Raw genomic sequence first — 2,776 nt, 5'->3', positions numbered from 1 at the left:
GATGGATAACCATGGCGTTATGCTTCCTCCAGGTTTTGCGTGAGCCAGTCGTTCAATATCTGGCGGGTTCGGAACAAAAGATAGCTCCTTTTTGGAATATAATCACATGGTACCCGACAGCAATCAATAGTCGATGAGTTATAACTGAAAGCAGTTTTCGACCTACCTCCATCGGAGTTTGTCAACATAGTTGTGTGTGCCGCAGCAATGCGAATCGATTGGCAGGAAGCTGACAGTGCAGCATGAGAAGTGGTGCGAACCATCGTGAAGGTATCGAAACTGACAGGTGACATCAAAACCGGGGGCCACAACCTTGGAATATGATCACATGGAACCTGACGCCTAGTGTAAAAACGAAGGGTTTAGTGGAACAGTATGACCAATAACAACAAGGATCTCGAATCACGCCTCTGGGGCGCTGCAGACGAACTGCGGGCCAACTCCAAACTGAAGGCTTCAGAATACTCCATACCTGTGCTGGGGCTGATCTTCCTGCGCTTTGCGGATGCCAAGTTCTCGGAAGCGCAGAAACAGATCGGCAAGCAGGGGAAAGGCCGGCGGAGCAGTAGCAGCAACAAGGAGCGCTACCAGGCCATGGGCGTGCTCTATCTTCCGGAAGAAGCACGCTTCGAGAACCTGATGAACCTCCCGGAGGGGGAGAATATCGGCCAGGCGATCAATGATGCCATGCGTGCCATCGAGGCTGAAAACCCGGATCTCAGGGACGTGCTGCCCAAGACCTACAATCGTCTGGAAAACCGGATTCTGGTGGAACTGCTCAAGATGATGGGTTCCATTCCCATGGATATGGAGGGAGATGCCTTCGGCAAGGTCTACGAATACTTCCTTGGCAAGTTCGCCATGACCGAGGGGCAGAAGGGCGGCGAGTTCTACACTCCCACCAGCATCGTCAAGCTCATCGTCGAGATCATCGAACCCTTCCACGGGCGTATCTTCGACCCGGCCTGTGGCTCAGGTGGCATGTTCGTGCAATCCGCACGGTTTGTGAGAGAGCACAAGGCCAATGCCATGGAGGCGATCAGCATCTATGGCCAGGAACGGGTGGCCGAAACGGTGCGGCTGGCGAAGATGAACCTGGCCGTACATGGCCTGGCCGGTGACATCCGGCAGGGCAATACCTACTACGAAGACCTGCACAACTCTGTGGGCAAGTTCGACTTCGTGATGGCCAATCCGCCCTTCAACGTGGGCCGGGTGGACAAGGAACGCCTCAAGGACGATCTGCGCTTTCCCTTCGGCATGCCCCGCGTGGACAACGCCAACTACCTGTGGATTCAGAACTTCTATAGCACCCTGAACGACACCGGCCGGGCTGGCTTCGTCATGGCCAACTCGGCCTCCGATGCCCGCACTTCGGAGCTGGAGATCTGCAAGCAGCTCATCCAGGCCAAGGCCGTGGACGTGATGGTGGCAATCGGCTCCAACTTCTTCTACACCGTCACCTTGCCCTGCACCCTCTGGTTCCTTGACAATGGCAAGCGTGGCACCGAATGCGAAGATACCGTGCTCTTCATCGACGCCCGCCACATCTACCGCCAGCTCGACCGCGCCCACCGCGACTTCACCCCCGAACAGATCGAGTTCCTGGCCAATATCGTGCGCCTCTACCGGGGCGAAGAGCCGGAGAACCTGCACGACAGCGCCGAGATGCTGGAAGAGAAGTTCCCGGATGGGCAGTACCAGGACGTGCCCGGCCTGTGCAAGGTGGCGATCCTCGCCGAGATCGAGGTCCAGGGCTGGAGCCTCAACCCGGGGCGCTACGTGGGCGTGGCAGCGCGGGAGGAGGACGATTTCGACTTCTTTGTGCGGCTGGAGGAGCTGAACGAGGAGTTGGAGGTTCTGCACAACGAGGCACGGGAGTTGGAAGAAAGGATTGCTAAGAATGTTTCAGCAATCATGGAGGGAGTTTGAATATGGCAGTAGAAACGTATTCAGTCAAACCTCTCGGTGATGTTCTGAGATTCAAGAACGGGAAGTCGATTAAGCCGGAAACAGAAGGGGAATTCCCAGCTTATGGTTCCAATGGTTTGATTGGTGGAAGCCCTGAGTATCGGGAGGAAAATACAATTATTCTTGGGCGCGTAGGGGCGTATTGCGGCTCCGTCGCATTTTGTCCTGGTAAGTTCTGGGCATCAGATAACACGATTGTGGCCTACCCGAAGGATGATGCCTTTGACATACGTTTCTTGTCATACCTCTTGCGTGACCTGAATTTGAACCGATGGGCGGGTGGAGCTGCCCAACCGCTGCTTACTCAGACAGTTCTCAAACAAATTGAAGCGCCAGTTCCTGAGTTGCGTGTCCAACAAAAAATCGCCGCCATCCTCTCCGCCTACGACGACCTGATCGAGAACAACCTGAGGCGCATCAAGATCCTGGAGGAGATAGCCCAGAACATCTACCGCGAATGGTTCGTCAAGTTCCGCTTCCCCTGCCACGCGAAGGTGCGCATGGTCGATTCCCCGCTGGGGGAAACTCCGGAGGGGTGGGATATAGTCAAAGTTGGCGAGTTGCTGGAGAAGATAAAACGCAAGAAGAAGATCAAGAAGCAAGATTACCAACTGGAGGGTGAAATACCTGTGGTCGATCAAGGCAAGGACTTTGTTGGCGGATTTACATGTGATCCTGATGCGTTGCACAACGATCCGTTACCGATCATTGTTTTCGGAGATCACACCAGGATATTGAAGTTTATAGACTTCCCGTTTGCGTGTGGGGCTGATGGAACGCAGTTATTAAGGTCTAATACAAGCAG

The 2,776-nt window shown here is 54.6% G+C and carries 2 protein-coding genes; both read left to right on the top strand.

Annotation, left to right across the window (positions count from 1 at the left end):
* The first annotated feature begins 375 nt into the window (after positions 1 to 375).
* Positions 376 to 1,932: a type I restriction-modification system subunit M gene (locus ACOCD2_RS15960; RefSeq protein ID WP_295513290.1), complete on the top strand. Its 1,557-nt coding sequence runs from the start codon at positions 376 to 378 to the stop codon at positions 1,930 to 1,932.
* A 2-nt stretch (positions 1,933 to 1,934) separates the two neighbouring features.
* Positions 1,935 to 2,776: restriction endonuclease subunit S (locus ACOCD2_RS15955; RefSeq protein WP_419625783.1), on the top strand; the 842-nt coding region annotated here is incomplete at its 3' end.

It is taken from the genome of Thiolapillus sp., assembly GCF_048562965.1.
GTDB classification, from domain to species: Bacteria; Pseudomonadota; Gammaproteobacteria; order Chromatiales; family Chromatiaceae; genus Thiolapillus; species Thiolapillus brandeum_A.
This window is presented reverse-complemented; position numbering and strand designations above follow the sequence as displayed.

Coding starts and splice junctions, on each gene's coding strand:
- ACOCD2_RS15960 (WP_295513290.1), top strand. CDS start 376: ATGACCAATAACAACAAGGATCTCGAATCACGCCTCTGGGGCGCTGCA.